Annotated in this window: 18 protein-coding genes; 3 read left to right on the top strand and 15 right to left on the bottom strand. The window is 39.8% G+C overall.

The genetic code is table 11. The features are described from left to right. Positions 1–100: 100 nt before the first annotated feature. The 10 genes from L6471_RS11760 to rhaB all read right to left on the bottom strand — a co-directional run bounded on the left by L6471_RS11760 (position 101) and on the right by rhaB (position 12,516). The gene (locus L6471_RS11760; RefSeq protein WP_237797383.1) at positions 101–487 is read right to left on the bottom strand and encodes a hypothetical protein; all 387 of its coding nucleotides are present in this window, start codon (positions 485–487) and stop codon (positions 101–103) included. 202 nt (positions 488–689) lie between these two features. Beyond that, positions 690–2,591 carry a molecular chaperone DnaK gene (gene dnaK, locus L6471_RS11755; RefSeq protein WP_237797382.1) on the bottom strand — a complete coding sequence of 634 codons (1,902 nt, stop codon included), beginning with the start codon at positions 2,589–2,591 and terminating at the stop codon, positions 690–692. Positions 2,592–2,777: 186 nt separating this feature from the next. Next, the gene (gene recA / locus L6471_RS11750; RefSeq protein ID WP_006283052.1) at positions 2,778–3,797 is read right to left on the bottom strand and encodes a recombinase RecA; all 1,020 of its coding nucleotides are present in this window, start codon (positions 3,795–3,797) and stop codon (positions 2,778–2,780) included. Between the two features lie 63 nt (positions 3,798–3,860). Beyond that, positions 3,861–5,099 carry a saccharopine dehydrogenase family protein gene (locus L6471_RS11745; RefSeq protein ID WP_006283053.1) on the bottom strand — a complete coding sequence of 413 codons (1,239 nt, stop codon included), beginning with the start codon at positions 5,097–5,099 and terminating at the stop codon, positions 3,861–3,863. 53 nt (positions 5,100–5,152) lie between these two features. Then, a complete protein-coding gene (locus tag L6471_RS11740) occupies positions 5,153–5,773 on the bottom strand; it encodes a DUF6621 family protein (protein WP_006283055.1) in 621 nt (206 codons plus the stop codon). Between the two features lie 252 nt (positions 5,774–6,025). Next, a complete protein-coding gene (locus L6471_RS11735) occupies positions 6,026–7,456 on the bottom strand; it encodes an arabinose isomerase (RefSeq protein WP_006283056.1) in 1,431 nt (476 codons plus the stop codon). A gap of 35 nt (positions 7,457–7,491) precedes the next feature. Next, positions 7,492–8,313: a rhamnulose-1-phosphate aldolase gene (rhaD, locus tag L6471_RS11730; RefSeq protein ID WP_237797381.1), complete on the bottom strand. Its 822-nt coding sequence runs from the start codon at positions 8,311–8,313 to the stop codon at positions 7,492–7,494. Between the two features lie 58 nt (positions 8,314–8,371). Then, positions 8,372–9,718, bottom strand: coding sequence for an MFS transporter (locus L6471_RS11725; RefSeq protein WP_006283058.1), 1,347 nt, complete (start codon positions 9,716–9,718; stop codon positions 8,372–8,374). Between the two features lie 2 nt (positions 9,719–9,720). Further along, positions 9,721–10,977 (bottom strand): L-rhamnose isomerase, encoded by a 1,257-nt coding sequence (locus tag L6471_RS11720; protein WP_074613862.1) that lies wholly within the window; start codon positions 10,975–10,977, stop codon positions 9,721–9,723. Between the two features lie 63 nt (positions 10,978–11,040). Then, complete coding sequence (rhaB, locus tag L6471_RS11715) at positions 11,041–12,516, bottom strand: rhamnulokinase (protein ID WP_027453574.1); 1,476 nt, start codon at positions 12,514–12,516, stop codon at positions 11,041–11,043. 147 nt (positions 12,517–12,663) lie between these two features. Between rhaB and nhaD the strand changes: the two genes are divergently transcribed. Then, positions 12,664–14,019 carry a sodium:proton antiporter NhaD gene (nhaD, locus tag L6471_RS11710; RefSeq protein ID WP_237797380.1) on the top strand — a complete coding sequence of 452 codons (1,356 nt, stop codon included), beginning with the start codon at positions 12,664–12,666 and terminating at the stop codon, positions 14,017–14,019. Positions 14,020–14,122: 103 nt separating this feature from the next. Here nhaD and L6471_RS11705 read toward each other — a convergent pair whose 3' ends face one another. The 4 genes from L6471_RS11705 to L6471_RS11690 all read right to left on the bottom strand — a co-directional run bounded on the left by L6471_RS11705 (position 14,123) and on the right by L6471_RS11690 (position 18,480). Beyond that, positions 14,123–14,995 carry a helix-turn-helix domain-containing protein gene (locus tag L6471_RS11705; protein ID WP_006281922.1) on the bottom strand — a complete coding sequence of 291 codons (873 nt, stop codon included), beginning with the start codon at positions 14,993–14,995 and terminating at the stop codon, positions 14,123–14,125. A gap of 125 nt (positions 14,996–15,120) precedes the next feature. After that, entirely contained in the window at positions 15,121–16,068 is a 948-nt protein-coding gene (gene cysK / locus L6471_RS11700; RefSeq protein ID WP_006281921.1) for a cysteine synthase A, read from the bottom strand. 42 nt (positions 16,069–16,110) lie between these two features. Further along, complete coding sequence (locus L6471_RS11695) at positions 16,111–17,397, bottom strand: O-acetylhomoserine aminocarboxypropyltransferase/cysteine synthase family protein (protein ID WP_094447925.1); 1,287 nt, start codon at positions 17,395–17,397, stop codon at positions 16,111–16,113. Positions 17,398–17,565: 168 nt separating this feature from the next. Further along, entirely contained in the window at positions 17,566–18,480 is a 915-nt protein-coding gene (locus L6471_RS11690) for a DMT family transporter (protein ID WP_074550337.1), read from the bottom strand. A 153-nt stretch (positions 18,481–18,633) separates the two neighbouring features. Here L6471_RS11690 and L6471_RS11685 point away from each other — a divergent pair, with 153 nt between their 5' ends. Both L6471_RS11685 and L6471_RS11680 read left to right on the top strand, forming a co-directional pair. Beyond that, the gene (locus L6471_RS11685) at positions 18,634–19,452 is read left to right on the top strand and encodes an AAA family ATPase (protein WP_237797379.1); all 819 of its coding nucleotides are present in this window, start codon (positions 18,634–18,636) and stop codon (positions 19,450–19,452) included. 15 nt (positions 19,453–19,467) lie between these two features. Next, positions 19,468–20,466: a DUF4435 domain-containing protein gene (locus tag L6471_RS11680; RefSeq protein ID WP_006283041.1), complete on the top strand. Its 999-nt coding sequence runs from the start codon at positions 19,468–19,470 to the stop codon at positions 20,464–20,466. Positions 20,467–20,525: 59 nt separating this feature from the next. Here the strand turns inward: L6471_RS11680 and L6471_RS11675 are convergent, their stop codons facing one another. Continuing rightward, positions 20,526–21,488 (bottom strand): type I phosphomannose isomerase catalytic subunit, encoded by a 963-nt coding sequence (locus L6471_RS11675; RefSeq protein WP_006283040.1) that lies wholly within the window; start codon positions 21,486–21,488, stop codon positions 20,526–20,528.

Raw genomic sequence — 21,488 nt, 5'->3', positions numbered from 1 at the left:
TAGAATAATTTGAATACCTTCGGACAAATGGTCAATCAAAAGCAGGTGTTTCCATTTTGGAAACACCTGCTCTTTATTATAATACGTATGCGCGCGAGGACTATTTGCTCAGCGACCGTTTGAACCTATTACCAGGATAATGTTTGGTATGGGCATATCGCATAGCACGGCGGGCCCAATCGAGAAAATCTTCATCCTTATCTCGCCACGGCATATCGTTTGATGTGCCGCCACCGCCTGACACCTGAGCTACACCAGTCGCGCCATCTATTCCGGCAATGAATACTCTCAGACCTGTGCTTAGCACATCCTTCCAACGGAAATTGTTACGGTCTTCAATGAATGTGTCCTCTGCTATCGCATCTGCTTCGGGGATTTCTCGGCATATTTTGACTGCTTCATATAGCACTTGATCAAAAATGGAAGCTTTGAGAATAATCTCGGCATCTGAGTTGATATAGTTTATCATGACATTGTCCTTCTTCATGATAGTGTCCAACCCTTTTGTGGAGTGGTATACTTTTATGTTATTATTTACACCAAAGTGTCGCGTTAACGATTTGGTGCAAATTAACGGTGAAAATTCGAAAAACGGCAGAAAGTTACAAAGTTTAACTAAAAGTAAAATCCCGCATAACTGCTTGAGTTATACGGGATTTTTATAATTGCTTGTTATTTGCTTATCAAACTTACTTCACCTCTTCGAAGTCTGCATCCTGAATATCATCAGCCTTAGGACCCTGCTGAGCATTCTGACCAGCATCAGCACCTGGCTGAGGACCAGCCTGACCACCTTGATACATCTGCTGGCTTGCACCCTGCATAACAGTGTTCAAGTTGTTGATAGCTGTATCGATAGCGTTTACATCACCACTCTTATGAGCTTCCTTCAATTTAGCGAGTGCATCCTCGATACCTGGTTTCTTATCAGCAGGAATCTTGTCACCATTATCTTTAAGGAAGTTCTCTGTAGTGAAGATCATAGAGTCAGCCTGATTCATCTTGTCAATCTTCTCACGCTCTTTCTTATCGTTCTCTGCATTCTGCTCTGCTTCTGCCTTCATACGCTTGATTTCCTCTTCGCTCAAGCCAGATGAAGCTTCGATACGGATGCTCTGCTCCTTACCTGTAGCTTTATCTTTAGCACTTACATTGAGGATACCGTTAGCATCGATATCGAATGTAACCTCAATCTGAGGAACACCACGACGAGCTGGAGCAATACCTGTAAGGTTGAACTGACCGATACTCTTGTTCTGAGAAGCCATAGGACGTTCACCCTGAAGTACGTGGATAGTTACCTCTGTCTGGTTGTCAGCTGCTGTAGAGAATACTTCACTCTTCTTGCAAGGAATGGTTGTGTTAGACTCAATAAGCTTTGTCATTACACCACCCATAGTTTCAATACCAAGAGTCAATGGAGTAACATCGAGCAATACGATATCGCCTACGCCACCTTCTTTGTTCAAGATAGCACCCTGAATAGAAGCACCTACTGCTACAACCTCATCTGGGTTAACACCCTTAGAAGGCTCTTTACCGAAGTAATTCTTAACCAATGTCTGTACAGCTGGAATACGAGAGCTACCACCTACGAGGATAACTTCATCGATATCTGATGTCTGCAATTTAGCATCGCGCATAGCGTTCTGGCAAGGTACCAAACAAGCCTGGATAAGTTCGTGTGCCAACTGTTCGAACTGTGAACGAGTCAAAGTCTTAACCAAGTGCTTAGGTACACCACCTGCAGCTGTGATATATGGCAAGTTAATCTCTGTAGAAGTAGAAGAACTCAACTCAATCTTTGCTTTCTCAGCTGCTTCCTTCAAACGCTGCATAGCCATTGGGTCAAGACGAAGGTCTATGCCCTCATCTGCCTTGAAGCCATCTGCCAACCAGTCGATGATAACACGGTCGAAGTCATCACCACCAAGATGAGTATCACCGTTTGTAGAAAGTACTTCGAATACACCACCACCGAATTCGAGGATAGAAATATCGAATGTACCACCACCAAGGTCGAATACTGCGATCTTCATATCTTTGTTAGCCTTGTCTACACCATAAGCAAGAGCTGCTGCTGTTGGCTCGTTAACGATACGACGAACGTTAAGACCTGCAATCTGACCTGCTTCTTTGGTAGCCTGACGCTGAGAATCTGAGAAGTAAGCTGGTACTGTGATAACGGCATCAGTAACTTCTTGACCAAGATAGTCTTCTGCAGTCTTCTTCATTTTCTGAAGAATCATAGCTGAGATTTCCTGTGGAGTATATTTGCGGTCATCGATCTGTACGCGTGGGTAGCCACCCTCATTGATAACAGGATAAGGCATAGAAGCAGCCTCTTTCTCAACCAAATTGAAAGGTTCACCCATGAAACGCTTAATAGAGTAAACAGTCTTTGTTGGGTTTGTAATAGCCTGACGCTTTGCAGGATCACCCACCTTACGCTCACCGCCTTCTACGAAGCCGATAACTGAAGGTGTAGTACGCTTACCCTCACTGTTTGCAATTACTACTGGTTCGTTTCCTTCAAATACAGAAACACAACTGTTAGTAGTTCCTAAGTCGATTCCAATAATCTTTCCCATAATTGTATATTTTTATTTTTTTTGTTATTTCATTTAATGTTTGTGCTTCAATAGCACACCCTTTATCTAACAAAGGCCGTGCCAAACTAATAGATATCTAAAAAAAAGGGGGGAAATATAAAAAAAGGATGTGACAACATGTCACATCCTCGTCTATTCTTAATTGTCAGTTATGCCAATTTTGTATTATTCTGGCTTGTTTGCCATATTTTGCTTGATAAGTGTCTCAAGTTCTTCGCACAATTCAGGGTTATCTTTAAGCAATTTTTTGGTTGCATCACGGCCCTGTGCAAGTTTTGAACCATTGTAGCTGAACCAGCTACCACTTTTTTGGATAACGCCATACTCAACACCCATGTCTACGATTTCGCCAATCTTGCTAATACCTTCACCGAAGGTGATTTCAAACTCGGCTTTGCGGAATGGTGGTGCTACCTTATTCTTGATAACTTTAACGCGTACCTGATTACCGATAACTTGATCGCCATCCTTAATAGAGGAAACACGACGAATATCCAAACGTACAGATGCGTAGAACTTCAAGGCATTACCACCTGTGGTAGTTTCAGGATTGCCAAACATAATACCAATCTTTTCACGTAATTGGTTGATGAAGATACAAGTGGTGTTGGTTTTGCTGATTGTAGAAGTGAGTTTACGGAGAGCCTGACTCATGAGACGAGCTTGAAGACCAACTCTGTTGTCACCCATATCGCCTTCAATTTCTGCCTTAGGAGTAAGTGCTGCAACAGAGTCTACTACCAAAATATCAATAGCAGAAGAGCTAATCAACTGATCAGCAATCTGAAGTGCTTGCTCACCATTATCTGGCTGTGAAATTAACAGATTATCAACGTCTACACCAAGTTTAGCGGCATAGAAGCGGTCGAAAGCATGCTCTGCATCGATAAAAGCGGCAATACCTCCATTTTTTTGAGCTTCTGCAATGGCATGAATAGCCAATGTTGTCTTACCTGATGATTCAGGACCATAAATCTCGATGATGCGGCCTTTAGGATAGCCACCTACTCCAAGGGCTGCATCTAGGGCGATACTTCCTGATGAAATCACTTCGATGTCCTCAATCTTTTCATCGCCCATTTTCATGATAGATCCCTTACCGAAATCTTTTTCTATTTTTGCCATGGCAGCTTGGAGGGCTTTTAATTTGCCCTCTTTAGCTGATGTTTCTTCTTCTTTTGCCATTTTTTTTGTAGTGCTAAATAATTTTTGCTGTGTTCTTTCCTTTGAGTATAGTACTGCTGGAGGTTAGAGTTCCAAGTCACCATCGAAAACCTCATGCCAAGGTAGCCCTTGCTCGTTGAGTACTTGCAAGAATGGATCTGGATCGAAGTCTTCAACATTCCATACGCCTGGTTTCTTCCAAATGCCTTTCAAGAACATCATTGCTCCTGCCATAGCTGGAACACCAGTGGTATAGCTTACACCCTGCATGCCTGTTTCTGCAAATGCATCTTGATGCTTGCAGTTATTATATATATAATAGGTGTGCTCTTTTCCGTCTTTGATACCACGGATACGGCAGCCGATGCTGGTTTCGCCATCGTAGTTTTCGCCAAGATCCTGTGGATTAGGTAATACGGCTTTAAGAAATTGTAGAGGAACGATGTTTACTTTTACAGTTTTGGTTGGGTCGTCTGCTAGTGGAGCTTCGTATGTTACCTCATCGATACGGCTCATACCCAAATTCTGGATACAATCAAGATAAGTAAGATACTGTTTGCCGAATGTCATCCAGAAACGTGCCTGCTTAATGGTAGGATAGTTCTTAACTAGACTCTCCAGTTCTTCATGATGCATTAAGTAACTGTCGCGTGCACCAATATTAGGGTAGGTGAGGTCTTTGTGAATCTCCAGTGGTTCTGTTTCTATCCATTTGCCATCCTTATAGTAAAGTCCCTTTTGGGTAATCTCACGGATATTAATTTCTGGGTTGAAGTTTGTAGCGAATGCCTTATGATGGTTACCAGCATTACAATCTACGATATCGAGATACTGAATTTCATCGAAGTGATGCTTTGCAGCATAAGCAGTATATGCTTGAGAAACACCTGGGTCAAAGCCACAACCCAAAATTGCGGTAAGACCAGCTTTTTCAAATTTATCCTTGTATGCCCATTGCCAGCTGTATTCGAAATGGGCTTCGTCTTTAGGCTCATAGTTTGCAGTATCAAGATAATTGCAACCGCATGCTAGACAAGCATCCATGATGGTAAGGTCCTGATAAGGCAATGCCAAGTTAATTACTAAGTCTGGCTGGTAGCTGCTGAAGAGTGCTTTCAACTGTTCTACGTCGTCAGCATCGACCTCTGCAGTCTTGATATCCACGTTGTAACCTTTATCATGAATAGACTTTACCAAACGATCACATTTTTCTACATGATGGCTGGCAATCATAAACTCGGTAAAGACGTCAGTGTTCTGAACAATCTTGAATGCTGCAACGGTAGCAACGCCACCTGCTCCAATCATTAAAACTCTTCCCATTTTTATATGTTTATTTTTATTGTTTGCTAATATTTTAAATTGTTTATTCTCTTTTAGTAATTATTGCCTGGAATTTCGTCGGCTTTGATGCCTAAGGCATTTAATAGACTGTAACCAAGTATCTCTTGACGAAAATTTCCTCCAGCCATGGGCTGCATAGCAAATACAGTTATTCGCTGATTATTGTCCACAGGACGTAGCACTTGTCGTATGATATCATAAGTGTCACCCTGTTCGCCGTTAGGGATAATCATGATTCGTTTAACTTCTTCGTGTTCTACTATCGTCTTGATAAGATCGCAGATATATTCATCTTTGCTTACGATATTTTCCACGCTAAAAGCATTGATGAGAAATTCGCCAAATTGAGGATCTTCAAAAGCTTGACCATTGAGTTCTTTTTCATAGTCAGATGGCACATAATTATCCAACTTGTTTTTGTCTTTTTCGTGAATAAGTATAACTTGGGTTTCGTGCTTGGTGCCATCTTGGCGTAAGCCTCCGTCTAAAGCAATATTTACAATCCATTGACTTAAATCAGCAGGAGGTATTCTTCTGCCAATCATACGCTCAAACTGTACGGATAACTGAAAAGCGACATAGTCGATATAGTCAGCATCGGCTATGATAATATTCTCGCTAAGTTTAATGTTGTTTGTCTGCTCTGCGTTCATAGTGCAAAGATAATAGTTTTTTTGCAAGAATGGTTACAAAAAAAAGTGATTTTTTGGGATTTGTATTTGTTGACTTAGGATAATCTGACTCTTTGTCAAAATAAATCACTTGAAAAAATGAAGGATGAGCAGAGCATGGAAGTGATATCGAAATGATGTTATATGTACAGGAATGTATATATATAGTGGTATACAAAAAACGGATGCAAGGCTGAACCTGCATCCGTTTTTGAGTATATCAAGTATCTTTGATTATCGTGTGATGATATCAACTGGTACGTTGAAAATTTTGGCAACTTTCAGAATAGTATCGATATGACGACCTACAGCTGCTGCCATGTGATGAGTAGGGCCTGCCTCGCTCCAACGGTTCACAAATTCACGTGCACCACAAGTGAATCGGGTACGCATGTTTGTATCGCCGAATGTAAAGATAGGACCATCCTCGTTTACACCTTCTGCTACAACAAACTTAAAGTGTCCATCCTTATCCTGAGTGATACCAAGATAAGTAACATCTCCTACAGGTGGATAGAACTGTGTAAGATAGCCACCTCCTGTCTTGCCATGGAATACAGGAACAATCTTCATAGTAGGTTTCTTAGCCTGAGAAATGTCAGCATCGCCAGAACCTGAATGACCGATGATACAGATGTCCTTATCGAAGTCGATAGAGTACATTTCAGAGAGCTGACCTGTACCTGAAATGGTTTTCAAAATACTCATAGCCATAGCTACTTTGATATCACCTTCTACGGCACAAGCTGTACCCTGCTTTATAAGCATAGAGAATGCTGGAATCAGCATTGAGTCGAGCTTACCAGCTATACCCTGAGAGAAGCCATCATAGTGAGATGCTACGAGACCTAAGTGCTCATCTTTAACCCACTGTTCGAATGCTACTACATATTTTGCCATATCCCATACCTTCTCAATGGTACCACCACCTTCAATATCGAAGGTATCTAAGATATCCTGGGCCTTGGTACGGATAGCTTCTTCGTCGGTAATATTGTCTGCAATAGCCCACATCTTTTCCCAGTCGAACTGCTTCGTGTAGAGCCACATGCGATGGTAAAGATTAGTCTCATCGATATAAAGATCCATCATGCCTGGGTATGGACGGCCGATCTGAGCGATATTGGTATCACGAAAACGACGACGAACTTGAGCCGCTTTACACCAATCTTCAATTTCTGCCTGAACGATAGGATCTCCACCTTCTACAACGCCTGTGATTACAGCATGACGTTTACCAGCACGCTCTAAATCGGCAACCATTTCACCGACAGCACCACAAGCATATAGCTCACCCAGCCAAGTTGGAGTATCTGTATTTGCATAATCTGGTGCCTTCTTCTTCTGTACGTTAACGAGTACTACAGGTACATCAAGATCGCGAATAGCTGGCAACATATTATATGATGTAGCATAGGTAAGCAACTGAAGTATTACCAAGTCAACATCTGCAGCACGGAATTTATCACCTGCAGCCATAGACTGTTCCTTGGTTGTAACCATACCACCATCGATAATATCTACAGTATCAGGCAGAGTCTTTTTGAAAGCTTCATACTGAGCTTCAAACTCTGGTACAAGCTGTGGAAACTGTGGGAGGTAAGCACCTAAAGCAATAGAGAATACACCTACACGTGCTTTGGTTTCTACTAATGGTTTATTCATACTTTTCAAAATTAAGATGATTTACGAATTCTAAATTAGCAAGGACGCTTCTTTGGCAAGTTGAAGACATCTTGTACCTCCTTCATAGCTTCTGGGGTCATACCATCAGGCTCAGAACCCATGTTGCGAGCGCACATATAGATGTTTGCAGATTTGCAGAGTACGTCGGTCTGGTCGAATGCATCCATGATGTCCTGACCAACTGCTACAGTACCATGTTTTTCCCAAAGTACTACATCGTGCTCTTTAATCTTTTCGAGGGTAGCATTAGCCAATTCAACACTTGAAGGCAGACCGTAAGGTACGATACCAATGCCTAAAGGAGCAAATGCCAATGTCTCTGGAATCATAGACCAAAGTACACGAGTCATTTCGTCGCCCTGAAGGAATCTCTTAATGTGGCTCATAGCAACGAGCTCAATAGGATGTGTATGAAGAGTTGCTTTATAGCAGCTACCTGTTTCAAGAAGGTAGTTTTGAAGAGCCAAGTGTGTTGGTAGCTCTGAAGTAGGAGCTACAGGACAATCTGCGATAATCTCGTAGCTAGCACAATCGTCACAGATGCGAACGATAGAACCATTCTGCATAGGGTTACGAGCCAAATCGCGCATACGTTTGCCTGTACCTTTGCAATAGAAATATTTGCCTTTGAGTTGTGGTAATACAAGACCAATCTGTTTAACTGGTGCTATAGCTGGTAAAGCTTTACATTCATCGTCCATGAATTCTGTAACATTAACAGTGATATTTCCACCGTTACGCTCTGCCCAACCTTTTTCCCAAAGGTATCCTGCTACTTCTGCAACTTGATCGATAACGGCTTTCAGACCGTCTCTTCCATCTAAAATACTTTTCATCTTTATTTTAAGTTTTACTTTCTTTTTATTTTTTATTTATGATTTTCTTTTGTTCTGTTTAGACATTATCGCCATAACGTTCCTTGGTAATGGCATCGAGAGTTTTGCCCTGTGTCTTTGGAGAGCCGATAACACCTACAACCAGTGAAATGAGCAGTAAAGCAATCATGCAGTAAGCTGCAATTTGAAAACCTTCGCCGTTTTCACCATAGATATAAGTAAATACTAATCCCCAGATTGCAGAGAGACCGCGAACGATAAAGAACATCAACCCCTGAGCTCCAGCTCTAAACTTGGCTGGGAATAACTCTGTGCCCCATAGGGCATAGAAAATCTGTACTGACATACCTCCCTCGATACCCCAAAGGATAGCAAAAGCCCAAAGTCCTGTAGGACCGTTTACTCCGATGGTAACAATGATAAGCCATGCACTAATAGCGAATAAGAGGCCAAGTATGTATATAATCTTGTGACTGCTATTGTCGATAAACTTTGAAACACCAAGTGTAGTAAGAACGATGATAGCCCACTGTATGCAGTTCATCCAGTTAGCCTGCTCATTGGTCACTCCTCCGGCGGTCTCGTAGATGTGAGGCTGGAAGAAGCCCATTACTGAAGCTACAAGGTTCCAGGTGAGATAGATACAAGCTAAGAAAACTACTGTACGAACTGCAATTTTGTTGGAGAATAATACTCCGATTGCGTGGAGTAACCCAGTATCTTCACCCTTGGCTTTTGCAGCTTCTTTACTAGCTTTCCATTCGCTACTTTCTTCTAGTTTACGTTGCATATTCCAAGCAATAAATGCTACTATGAAGAGTGAGAAAAATACAATACGAGAACTAAATACGTTAATCGCATCTGTGTTCAGATTACTTCCACCGATAGCCAGTGCCAGTGCTTCTACAGAGTTGAACAAGTATCCACCTGGTGCAAAGAACATACCAAACAAGAGGATAATCATAGGTCCAATTCCCCATGACATTTGTGAGATACAGATATTTCGACCACGATTGTTAACCTCTGAACTTTCAGAGATATAGGTCCAAGATGCAGGTACTCCAATACCTACAGAAATGCCTGTAAAAAGGAAACCACATAGTAGCATTGGAAAATTAACAGAAAACATGACCAATAATACACCTAGCATATATACTAAAAGATTGTACGTATAGATGAATTTGCGGCCATATTTGTCAGCTAGGAAACCACCGATGATTGCTCCTATAGCTGCACCAAGACAATTGGCACTAATAAAGTTTAACCATCCAAGATGAACTTCTGTTAGGCCAAGATATTTCTGCCAAAGGGTAAGTCCACTTGCTCCTGCTACAATTGCACCTGCATCCAGGTAATTATTAAGAGACACAGCGATCGTGCTCTTTAGACTGCTTTTTGCTGCCATAGTTATGCTCTTTTATTGATTATTTCTGATTGATATTTATCGATGTCAAGAATAAACTCGTGACCTACTGGTACGTTGTTTCGCATACAGAATTCATCGTATACGGCTTGCCAAGGCATAGCTTTCTGTTCCTCCAAAAGTGCCAGAACTTTGTAACCTTCTCCTGCAATTTCGTATTCTGAAATCTTTTTGCTAGGTTCTAAAAGGGCACGAAGCATACACTTCTGTGCTGCACGAGAACCTATTACATAGGCGCCTATGCGATTGATAGAGCCATCGAAAAAGTCGAGACCATAGTGTACACGGTCAAGTGCATCTGCACGAACAATTTCAGAGAATAAGTCCTGAGTGGCATCATCCATAATAGTAACATGGTCAGAGTCCCAACGTACGGGACGAGATACATGTAACATCAGTTCTGGGAGGAAGTTGAGTAGGGCACTTACTTTATCTGCTGGCATCTCTGTAGGATGATAATGACCTGTGTCGATGGTCTGCATCATTTGGTGAGAAGCTGCATAGGCAGTATAGAAATCGTGGGAACCGACAGTGAATGACTCTAAGCCTATACCGAATACTTTTCCTTCGATAGTGTCCTTCATCATTGGTTTCTTTTCTGCGTAAATCTCATCGAGAGATTCTTTAAGCAGTTTACGATATTGATAGTGATTTACGCTTACGTCTTTACATCCGTCGTGTACCCATAGATTCATGATACAAGGATCATTTTGGGCTTCACCTATGGCATTCGAAATGTCACGACAGCGCTTAGTATGCTCTATCCAAAAATCACGTATACTCTTGTCGGGATTAGCTAATGATAAATTGCCTGATTTTGGATGAGAGAAAGAGGTTGAGTTAAAATCGAGTTTTGTATTGTACTCTTTACCCCAGTCTATCCAAGACTGAAAATATTCTATGGTTACTTCATCGCGATCAACGATTTTGCCTTTAAAATCACCATAGATTTCATGTAGGTTTAATCGATGAGTACCAGGAATTAATGATTTCGCTTTTAAAATATCCTGTCGAAGTTCGTCAATGTTACGTGCTGCACCTGGCTGATTACCAGTAGACTGGATACCTCCAGAGAGAGCTCCTGCCTGTACTTCAAAGCCTTTTACATCGTCAGCCTGCCAACAATGCATTGACAGATGAAAGTTTTGTAATTTTTTGAGAACATCTTCGGTGTCTACACCAATTTCAGCATAGCGGTCTTTCGCAATCTCGTATGCTTTAGAAATATATTCTGCTTTCATTTTGCTTTTGGGTTAAGATTGAAAGCTGGATACGTTTATTACGTATCCAGGAGGTTTATAGGTTTATTTTGTAATCTCAAGATATTTGTGATATGCCTGATCCCAAACTTCTTGATCTTGAGGCATAAATTCTTTTAATTCCAAAGAGAATGCAATAAAACGACGCATTTCCCAAATATCTTTAACATCGCCTGCAGCTTTAGCCTGAAGCATGATGTTTCCAATAGCGGTACCTTCTTGAGGACCTGCCAGAACTTTTACACCTAGAGAGTTGGCTGTAAACTGATTGAGGTATTGATTGAGTGAGCCACCACCTATAATGTGTAAGGTGTTGATATCGAAATCTGCAAATTCTTTCAGCCAGCTAAAGATTTGACGATAGCGGAGGGCTAAAGACTCAAAGATGCATCGGGTGATAGCAGCATATCCTACAGGTACAGGCTCGTTGTGCTCCTTACAATAGGTTTGAATAGCTTCTACCATAGAGTTTGGATTTGCAAAAATCTTATCATCAGGATTAATAAGACTCTTGAAAGGCTCAGCTTGCATAGCTTCACTTAAAATCTGTTGGTGCCCCATACCTGAAACTTCAGGCCATTCCTTGCGACATCGTTCGTATATCCACATACCACAGATATTTTTAAGGAATCGTGTAGTACCCTCGATACCGCCTTCGTTGGTAAAGTTCTTGTCGAAACTGTTTTCGTTGATAATAGGCTCTTTCGACTCGATACCCATCAAGCTCCATGTACCAGAACTGAGATATGCAAACTTCTCATCCTTAGCAGGAACAGCTGCTACTGCACTTGCTGTATCATGACCGGCAACAGCAATAACTGGTATTGCACCAAGGCCTGTCATCTTCTGTATTTCTTCGGTGAGAACACCAATTTGCTCACCTGGATTAATCATTGGACCAAACTGCTCTCTTTTCAGGCCTAAGCTTTTAATCAAGTCTTCATCCAAGTCTTTGGTATTTGGATTAAGAATCTGAGAAGTGGATGCTACAGTATATTCGCAAACAGCATTTCCAGTAAGCATATAGCTTAAAGCATCAGGGATAAACAGTATCTTTTCGGCATTTTCCAATGCTGTATTTCCAGCTTGGCGCATCGCATATAACTGGAACAGTGAATTGAAATTCATAAATTGAATGCCAGTCTTGTCATAAACCTGCTCTTTGCTAATTTCTTGATCGAAATATTTTTCCATCACACCGAATGTATGAGGGTCGCGATAAGCTAATGGATTACGAAGGATAGCTCCATCTTTGCCGATATATACGAAATCGCATCCCCAAGTATCAATACCGATGCTTTTGATCGGAATGTTACGTTGGTGTACAATTTTTAATCCGTTGATAATCTCGTTATAAAGGGCATAAATATCCCAATAGAAGTGACCGCCAGTTTCTATAAGGTTATTATTAAAACGTGTCAGTTCTTCTAAATTAAATTTGCTACCTTCAAGTGTACCAATGATAGTTCTACCACTAGTAGCTCCAAGGTCTACTGCAAAAAAATATTCTTTATTACTCATTTTAGGTCAGATAGTTTTCTTTAATGTTGCAAAATTATAATGAAAATTGTGTCTGAAACACGATTATTTGATTTTAAATCTAAAAGTTTTGAGATTTATTGTTACCTTTGCATGAATTATAAAACAAATTTATAAATTATTTTTGATATGTCAATTTTAACCATTTCAATTGTGGTCGTATTTGTAGCAGGTTATCTTTGTATTGCTCTGGAGAGTGTTACAAAAGTTAACAAGGCTGCCATTGCTTTACTTATGTTTGTGGCTTGTTGGACTCTTTTCATGGTAGATCCAGGTAGCTATATTTCTGGAGTTGCTGATAATTTAATTCCACAAGCGGTAAGTGATATTATAGAGAAGCATTTAGGTAGTACTTCTACTACATTATTCTTCTTGATGGGGGCTATGACTATTGTCGAAATAGTCGATCAAAATGGGGGCTTCGACTGGGTACGTGAAGTTATGGTAACAAAGAGTAAGCGTAAACTTCTGTGGCGTATTACAGTTTTGACTTTTATCCTTTCTGCTATCTTGGATAATCTGACAACGAGTATCGTAATGGTTATGATTTTACGTAAATTGGTAGAAAATCGTAAGGATCGTATTATATTTGCTTCAATGGTAATCATAGCTGCCAATAGTGGTGGTGCATTCTCTCCAATCGGAGATGTAACAACTATTATGTTATGGAATAAGGGACTAGTTACTGCAGCAGGTGTAATTAAGGAGGTAATATTCCCTTCTATCGTTTCTGCTGTCATTCCAGCTTTGATTCTTCAGTCTCAATTAAAAGGTGAACTAGAAGCCCCTAATAATGTCATGTATGAGTCAGATGCACAGACTCAGGTGCTTGAGTTCTCGGGTACTCAGCGTAAAGTTATATTCTTACTCGGTGTTGGTGGTTTAATGTTTGTTCCTGTTTTTAAGACGCTTACTCATCTACCTCCATTTGTTGGTATTTTGCTAGTATTAGGTTTACTTTGGACTGTTACAGAGATTTTCTATCGTAATTTGCATCGTCATAATGATCAGATTTCTTTCCAAAAGCGTGTAAGTAATTTATTGTCTCGTGTTGATATGACTACCATCTTATTTTTCTTAGGTATTTTGATGGCAGTATCTTGTTTGGAACAGATTGGTGCATTAACTTTGTTGGGTCAAAGTCTTAATATTGCATTTGAAGGTAACCATTATGCTGTAACAGGTATTATAGGTGTACTTTCAAGTATTGTTGATAATGTACCATTAGTTGCCGGCTGTATGGGTATGTATCCTGTTCAGCCTACTGGTGATATGGCTGTTGATGGTATCTTCTGGCAGTTGCTTGGTTACTGTGCAGGTGTGGGTGGTAGTATGCTGATTATTGGTAGTGCTGCGGGTGTCGTTGTGATGGGCCTTGAAAAAATCAGTTTTGGCTGGTATATGAAGCATATCAGTTGGATAGCTTTTGTGGGTTATATCGCAGGTATTATCAGTTATTGGTTGCTTCGTACCTTTATTTTCTAAAGAAAGATTATTTGTGGGTTAATTCCATATTTTATATAATAGACGTAAAAAGGTTGCCTTCTTAATTGAAAAGGCAACCTTTTTACGTCTATTATATAATTAGTTAATACTTCATCTTCGACCGGTATTCGCTAGGCTTAAGATTTGTTTTAATTTTAAACTTAGAAGAGAAGTAATCGGGCGATTCAAAATTGAGGCGATAAGCTATTTCCTTGATACTCAAGTTTGTCGTAGATAATAACTCCTTTGCTCTTTGCAGTTTTAGATCCTGTTGGTAGAGTGAAGGTGAAATACCTGTAAACTCTTTGAATAGTTTTCTGAAGTTACTGTAACTAACACCCATTTCCTCAGCAATTTGCTGAATAGTTAAGTCGTCTTCTAAAGCTTCTCTGATTCGAAGTCTAGCCTGATTAATCATATCCACATGATTACGATTTTTATTAAGGATAATGTTTCTTTCCAAAGAATACATTAAACCTATAATATGGTTTACGATACCTGCTAGTGTCTGTTGTGAGTAAGCAGCTTCTTCCTGAGCTGTTTTGTATGCCTCTTCGTATAGGTGGATAATATCACTACTATATCCGATGTGATAGATGGGTTTCTCAGGTGATAAGAATTTTTCTTTCACTCGATCGTCTATATTCTTACCCTTGAATCCTATCCAATAACTTTTCCATCCTTTAGTAGGATGATAGGTATGCCATTCCCCTGGAAATAGAAGAAAAATGTCACCTGCGCGGATTATTGTTTCAGGAATATGTGAAGATTGAAATATACCTTCCCCTTCGGCGATATAAAGAAGTTGGTATTCATTGAGTTCTCTTCCCTTACTGATGTCGAAATAGTAGCCGTCAGCATGTCCTTTTGTTGGGTATGCGTCTTTTGGAGTGATGTCCTCGAAACCGGTGGTACTCACAGTAAGACCCCATAAGGCGTCTCTTGTGTTTGCAACAAGATATTTGCTTATTTGCATGTCAGACGATTTTTAGCTAAACTTTTGTATTTATTTGTATAATAAAGATGGTACAAAGATAAAAAAAAAAACGGACTTTCTGATTAAAGCCCGTTTAATTTATGATTAATTTTTAAATGATTTGCTTAAAGAGGATATTCTTCAAATGCAAAGAGTACAGTTGAGAGATAGCGTTCACCTGTATCAGGAAGAAGAGCGACGATCTTTTTACCTGCGTTTTCTGGGCGTTTAGCTACTTCGATAGCACCGTAAGCTGCTGCACCAGAAGAAATACCCACCAATAGACCTTCTGTCTGTGCCAACTGTCTTCCTGCGAGAATAGCTGCATCATTGTCTATATCGAGAACTTCGTCAACATATTCACCGCTATAAGTTTTTGGAACGAATCCTGCACCTATACCTTGAATCTTGTGAGGACCACTTTTACCACCATTCAGTACTGGAGAAGTTGCTGGTTCTACAGCAATGACTTTGATATTTGGATTCTTTTCCTTCAAGTATTTTGCAATACCAGAAATTGTTCCACCAGTACCAACACCTGCTACAAAGATATCAATTTCGCCATCTGTGTCAGCCCAAATTTCAGGACCTGTAGTAGCATAGTGCTTAGCAGGGTTAGCTGGGTTAACAAATTGGCCTAGGATGATACTTCCAGGAATCGAATCTCTCAATTCTTCAGCAGCCTTGATAGCTCCAGGCATACCGTCACTACCTTTAGTGAGTCTTACCTCTGCACCATAGGCCTTTACCAAATTTCTGCGTTCGATGCTCATGGTTTCTGGCATAGTAAGAATGAGGTGATAGCCTTTCACTGCAGATACAAGAGCCAAACCTACACCGGTATTACCGCTAGTCGGTTCGATAATCGTTGCTCCTGGTTTCAGTAAGCCTTTTTGTTCGGCATCCTCAATCATAGCGAAGGCAATACGATCTTTAACACTTCCACCAGGGTTGAAAGATTCTACCTTTGCGATGATAGGTGTTGTTACTCCTTTTAGTGATGAATATTTGCTCAGTTCTACAAGTGGAGTATTACCGACCAAGTCGGTTATTTGCTTATATATCTTTGCCATAGTTGTAACTATTATAATTTTTTCTCTATTATTTATGTTGAATTATTGAATAGCCTTGAAAGCCTGATCGAGATCTTCTATGAGGTCTTCGTAATGTTCGGTACCGATACTCAAACGGATTGTTCCGTCAAAGATACCCTGTTCATTTGCTTCTTCCTCGCTAAGCTCAGAGTGAGTTGTGCTCTTTGGATGAACAATAAGAGATTTCACATCAGCAACGTTAGCAAGATTAGAGAAGATTTTAAGACTATCAATGAAATCCCATGCCTTTTGTTGACCACCTTCGATTTCGAATGTAAAGATTGAACCTGCACCTTCTGGGAAGTAGCGGTTGTACAAGTCATGATTTGGATGACTTTCCAATGAAGGGTGATTAATTTTCTTAACTAATGGTTGAGATTGTAGATATTCGATAACCTTCTTGGTGTTGAAGATATGGCGTTCTACACGAAGAGATAGTGTCTCAAGGCCTTGAAGTAATACCCATGCATTAAATGGAGAAATACTTGCACCTTCATCACGGAGCAATAATGCGCGAACACGTGTTGCGAATGGAGCAGGAAGTTCACCGAATTTTAAGCCATAGTATGAAGCGTCAGGCTGTGTAAAACCTGGGAATTTGTCATTCTGGAACCAATCGAATTTACCACCATCTACGATAACACCACCGAGAGATGTACCATGACCACCTATAAACTTAGTAGCAGAGTGTACAACGATATCAGCTCCGTGTTCCAATGGTCTAATTAAAAAAGGTGTACCAAAGGTGTTATCGATAACAACAGGAATTCCGTTCTTGTGAGCGATTTCTGCAGTTCGCTCGATGTCTGATATATTTGAGTTTGGATTACCTAATGTCTCAATGAATACTAATTTGGTATTTGGTTTGATAGCTGCTTCTAACTCATCATAGTTATCTGGGTCTACGAAAGTTGTTTCGATACCATATCTGGTTAATGTGTGCTTGAGAAGATTATATGTACCACCATAAATAGTCTTAGTTGCTACTACATGGTCACCAGCGAATGCTAGGTTGGTAATTGCATAGGTTATAGCTGCTGCTCCAGAAGCTACAGCTAAAGCTCCAACACCACCTTCTAGAGCAGCTACTCGCTCTTCGAAGACACCTTGTGTTGTGTTTGTTAGACGACCATAAATATTACCTGCATCTTTCAGATGGAAACGGTCTGAAGCATGCTGAGCACTATGAAAAACATAAGAGGTAGTTTGGTAGATTGGCACTGCACGTGAGTCAGTTGTTGGATCTGCCTGTTCCTGGCCTACGTGAAGTTGAAGTGTCTCGAAGTGAAGTTTCTTTTCGTTGCTCATAATCTAGTCCTTTCTTTTATTTTTTTATTCTTTAATTTCTAGTTTTATTTTACGATTGCAAAGATAAGGCAAAAAATAGAGTAGGACAATAGCACAAAAAAGGCATTCTATATACCATATTTGTGGTATTTGGTATAAAATGCCTTATTTCATAGGGATTATTGAGCGTTATTCTGCTTTTTCGATGTCTTTTTTCGACTTAGATTTGATGACTAGCCATACTCCAGAAAATACGAGGATGATTGCTAATCCTTGGAAAATAGTGAACAATCCAAGTCCCATGCAGATGCTTACAGCTACAGAGACAATTGGTTGGATATAGTTGTATATACTTACGACTGTAGGACGTAGAACACGCTGTCCTATCATTGTTAGTATATAACCGATAAAGGTACCGAAAAATACCACATAGCCAGCTTCAAGCCAAGTTTGTAGTGGAGTAGTACTCCATTCTATTTGTGATACATGGTTTGCTGTAAATGGTAATAATAGGAATGAAGCCCATAGGAACATCCATTTATTAATGGTAAATACCGAGTATCTTTTTATAATAGGGCTGAATAGCGCTAGGTACAATGCAAATGACAGTTGGGCTGCAAGACATAATAAGTCACCTCTGGTGTCACCTACTTTAGTATTGACAGCGGTTGCACTAGAAGTGATGAGAATGAGAGCACCACTACATCCTAGAATTACTCCTACTGTTTTTTTCCAAGTTATTGGCTCTTTAAGAATGAAAAACGAGAGTATCATGGCAAAGATAGGCATGGATGTTGTCATGATGCTGGCATTCATAGGTGAGGTGATGCTTAAGCCGATCGTGTAGCAACACTGATTGCAAACTAAACCGAATATAGCTGCACCAGCAAACATAAGTTTGTCTTTCCAAGGTACATTTTCTTTTGGCGCAAAAATGGAAGCTATCCAAAATAGAATACATCCGCCTAAAACTCTGAATGATACCATGTCTATACCATCTAGACCATGGGTCATTGCATCTTTGGCTAATGGTGCCATGAGTCCCCAGAAGACTTCTGCACCAAACATACTTAAATGAGCAGTTAACGCTTTATTGTTTGTCATTTAAATGTTATTTATCTTTTTTACCTTAAAATCTGCTGCAAAGGTACTAAAAAGATGGGCTATAGCGGAATAATGTTTGCATTTTTTCTGAGAAATACATTTTGCAAGTCAGAAAAAATGTGTATGTTTGCATGAGAACAAAACAAAGAGACTATGCTAAAGTACGCTGATTACATACAGCAAATTGAGATTGATTCGCTCTGGAGTGGAACGAAGCATATTTTGTGGAACCTTGATCGACAGGTAAATATTCTGAGTGGAGTAAATGGTGTCGGTAAGAGTACTATTTTGACTAAGGTTATCAAGGGCTTAAGTTATGGAGGTGAGTTTCCTAGTCATATGCTTAAGGGTGTTCATCTTAAAGTGAGTCCTGTTGATGCAAAATGGATTCGTTATGATGTGATTCGCTCGTTTGATCGTCCCTTATTAAATTTGGAAACTATTAGTAAGATAGATCTGTCTATGGCGACGGAGATGGATTGGCAGATTTTTCAGTTACAGCGTAAGTATCTGGATTATCAAGTAAATATCGGTAATCGTATCATTCAAGTATTACAGAGTGGACAACCGGATGCTGCAGAACAAGCTCAGGCTTTAAGTGCACCGAAAAAGCTTTTCCAGGATATGATAGATGATTTGTTTAAAGAAACCGGCAAGAAAATTGTTCGTACAGAGAATGAAATAAAATTCTCTCAACTCGGTGAACTCTTGGAACCTTATCAGTTATCTAGTGGTGAAAAGCAGATGTTAGCTATTTTGTTAACTGTTTTGGTTGAAGATAATAAGCCATACGTGCTTTTTATGGATGAGCCAGAGGTAAGCCTTCATTTTGAGTGGCAGAAACGTTTGATTGAGTTGATTATGAAGTTGAATCCGAATGTGCAGTTAATCATGACTACACATAGTCCGGCTGTTGTCATGAACGGATGGGCAGACAAGGTGACAGAAGTAACTGATATTACAATTAATTAGGTGGAGGTTCTGCGTATGGGCAGTCGGTTAGTGGATAATATTACTTCAAAGTATATAGAGGCAGCTAATCAGTTGACTTCCAAGTCAGCTCGTCGGAGAATTGTTGCCTATGTAGAAAGTTATGATGATGTATATTTCTGGCGGACTATTCTTAGTCAGTTTGAAGATGAAACTCGATATTTTGAAGTGATGCTTCCTACTCGAGATAATACGCTTGAGCGAGGCAAAAAAGCTGCGATTACAAATATGAAAAAGGGATTAGGTAAAGATATGATAGCTTGTGTTGATGCAGACTATGATTATCTGAAATCGGGATATACCCAGTCTTCTCGAGAAATGCTAGATAGTCCCTATATTTTTCATACTTATGTTTATGCGATAGAAAATTTTCAGTGCTATGCTCCATCACTTCATAATGTGTGTGTGGCAGTAACGCTTAACGATTCACTGGATTTTGATTTTGTCGATTATTTTTCTCGTTTTTCCAAAATTATCTATCCGTTATTTGTATGGAATATTTCGTTGGCTTGTAGCTCTTATTTCAATGCATTTACGATGTCAGACTTTAATAGTGTAATAGAGATGAGGCATCTGCATAACAAGAATCCATGGAGTCTTTTAGATCGTTTGGAGGAGAAAGTCCGTGCTCGTGTACATGTCTTAGAACAAAATTATCCGGATGTAGCAGGACAGTGGAAGTTAACGGAAGAGCGTTTACGTAATTTGGGAGTTTCGCCCGAAAATACATATCTTTATATACAAGGTCATCATTTATTTGATAAGTTTACTTCTCCATTATTAAATAAAATATGTAGTCATTTGGTGGAGCAGCGTTTACGAGAAATTGATGAGCAGAGCATACACAGTGCACAGAAGGAGACAGAGATGACGTGTTATGAGAATAGTGTGCTGCCGATAAAGGCCATGTTGAAAAAAAACTTAGGCTTTGTTTTTGCTCCTCAATATAAACAAATTGTTAATGATTTGGCAAAATATATAGAAGAAACCTCTTGATAAAATAAAAAGTCGACTGGTCAATGGGCCAATCGACTTTTTGTTGCATCTTATTATAATTAGATATAAGTTTCAAGGAATTTAATAGTTCCGCTAACAGTAATCGTTTCTGTTGTAGCAGGGTAGAGAATTGATTCTCCTTCACGCAGAGTTACCTCATTGCCTTCGTTATCCTTTAGGATACCTTCACCCTTAATGCCTATAAGAATAACAAAACTGTCAAGTTCTGAATAATCAAGAGTCATCGGCTCATCCAAATCATATACAGAGGTAGTGAAGAAAGGACAGTTTACCATATTTACGCCTTTATTTTTCTCCGGTGTATATTCTGTTCGGTAATTGCTCTCTACATGATAATCGATACATTCTGCAGCTTGTTGGGTGTGAAGTTGACGATAGTTGCCATTTTTGTCTTTACGTTTGAAGTCATAGATACGATAGGTAACATCACTAGTCTGCTGTATTTCTGCTAAGAAGCATCCTGCACCAATACTGTGAATGCGTCCTGCAGGCAAAAAGAAACAGTCTCCTTCCTTCACTTGATACTCAGCGATAGCATCTGTAATCGTGTCGTTATCTACCATTTCCTTATATTCCTCTGGAGTAATCTTATTTTTCAGACCACTTCTCAGTTTTGCGTCAGGTTCACCATCCATAATGTACCACATCTCTGTTTTTCCACGTTCCTTGCCTTGGCGCTTTGCAATTTCGTCAGAAGGATGAACTTGAATGGATAGCTGTTGACGAGCATCGATAAATTTAATTAAAAGTGGAAATTCATTGCCAAAGCGAGCATAATTTTCTTTGCCCAATAATTTGTCTTTTAATTGGGCAACAACATCGTTGAGTTTTACTCCTTGATATTCCCCAGCAGAAACGATAGATTCGTTATCCTTGACACCTGAAATTTCCCAACTTTCACCAACGTCTTTTTGATTACAGTCAAGGTGTTTGAAGGGAATGATTTTGTCACCACCCCAAAGGGTTGATTTCAAAAGGGGAGAAAATTTTAATGGTTTCAT

It is taken from the genome of Segatella bryantii (assembly GCF_022024215.1).
Taxonomy (GTDB): Bacteria; Bacteroidota; Bacteroidia; order Bacteroidales; family Bacteroidaceae; genus Prevotella; species Prevotella bryantii.
Note: the sequence above shows the minus strand (reverse complement) of the source record. Positions and strands in the feature narration are given on the sequence as shown.